Source organism: Acidovorax sp. HMWF018 (genome assembly GCF_003061035.1).
GTDB lineage: Bacteria > Pseudomonadota > Gammaproteobacteria > Burkholderiales > Burkholderiaceae_C > Acidovorax > Acidovorax delafieldii.
Window position 1 is genome coordinate 1 of sequence record NZ_QAIM01000357.1, and the last position, 1698, is coordinate 1698.

Here is a 1698-nt window from a genome sequence, read left to right on the forward strand (position 1 = left end):
ATTCGAGCCGTTCGGTGGGGGGTGGACCGAATCAACCGGTCGGGGGGGATTGCAGGTAGGAAAGTGGAGCTCGTCATTCAGGAGGAGACCACTCCCAAGGACACAGTTGAGCGGTTTCGCCATCTGGCACTGCAGGAGAAGGTGGACGCCATTCATGGACTGATTTCTACCGGCGTTACTCTGGCAGTCGCCCCCGTCGCAGAGGATGAGCGTGTTCTGCTCCAGTGCTGGGATGGAACGACACAAAACGGAGTGCAAGAGTCGATGCCAAAAACTCGTTTTGTGTTCCGGTCGACTGACAACGAGTGTGAAGCAGTGATGAGTTCGCTCATGGCCATCAAACGCTTCAAAGGTAAGTTCGCAACTATTGCAGGAGTGAATTCCGACTATTCGTATGGGCGAAACTGCTGGGAAACGTTCAAGACGTTGTTGTCTCGCTATGACATCGAGGCCAAGGTTGTTTCTGAGCAATGGATCCGGGTTGGTGCCACCGATCTCACGACGAACGTGGCGGCATTGAACGCCGCCAAGCCTGATCTGATTTTCAATTCGCTCTTCCTCTCCGATCTTCCTATCTTTCTTCGGCAGGCCTCCGCGGCAGGTCTGCTGGCCAACGCAAAGATCGTGTCGGCCGTGGCGGGTGGTCAAATCAATGACCTGCGGTCCAGTTTCGTTCCCGAGGGTGCATTGCTGGGGCAGAACACCTTCTACTTTGACTTGCCCGGAGCATCCGAATTGCAGAAGTCGTTTGTTGCGGAATACAGGGACCGCTACAAGGCCATTCCGACCACATTGGCTGACCGCGCCTACTTCAATCTGATGGCTTACAAAGCCGGTGTCGAGAAGGCGGCGAAGGCTGCCGGCCGCTGGCCAAAAACTGATGAGATCGCTGATGCCATTGCCGGAAACGACATCGAAAGTCTAGGTGGCCGAGGGCGTTATCGGGCCGACAAGATTGCCGAACAGATGTTCTACCAAGGCTTCAGTAAGAACAGTACTCAGCATGAGTACCCGGGGCTGTCCGATATTACCGCCGCGTTTTCTGATCAATTGCAGAAGCCTGCAGGCGCAGACTACTGGAAATGGATCAAGACTGCAGATTTCCGCGTGTAATTATTCGTTAGCGGAGTGTGCTTTAAGCGTACTCCGCTAAGTTAAAAATTCCGTACACGCATGAAATGGATGCTTCAATGCAGTATGCCAACCTCTTTTTAGCCGGTCTCTTCCAAGCCGCGATTTTGTTTCTTGTCGCCTGCGGTCTGCAACTCATCTTTGGCGTTCAAAAGGTCGTCAATCTTGCCTGTGGTTCGTTCTATGCGCTGGGAGCGTTTTTTGCTATTACGGCTGTCGGCCTCTTGCACCAATGGCAAATGCCGATGATTTTTCTTGTTCCAGCACTTGTGTTGTCTGGTGTACTCGTTGGAACAGTCGGAGCTCCGTTAGAGTTGTTGTTACGTCCCGTATATAGGCGAGACCCTAGCTATCAACTTTTGCTGACCTTTGGTCTTTTGCTGATGTTCCAGGATGTTTTTCGTTTTTTCTGGGGTGCTGCACCGAGATCAATGGACAGCTCTCTATATGGAATATATGGAACGATCGACATAAGTGGATTGCAGATCCCTGTATATAACTTTCTTGTCATTGGAGCGAGCATCCTAATCGCAATGATTTTAGGATTGTCACTCAAGCGAACCCGTA

The 1698-nt window shown here is 51.7% G+C and carries 1 protein-coding gene and 1 pseudogene; both read left to right on the forward strand.

Features of this window, described 5'->3' with window-relative positions; all coding sequences use genetic code 11:
* The coding region (locus tag DBR23_RS13615; protein ID WP_108498610.1) for an ABC transporter substrate-binding protein at nt 1–1113 on the forward strand (1113 nt) is incomplete at its 5' end.
* Nucleotides 1114–1190: 77 nt separating this feature from the next.
* A pseudogene (locus DBR23_RS13620) lies at nt 1191–1698 on the forward strand (branched-chain amino acid ABC transporter permease); the annotation flags it as partial.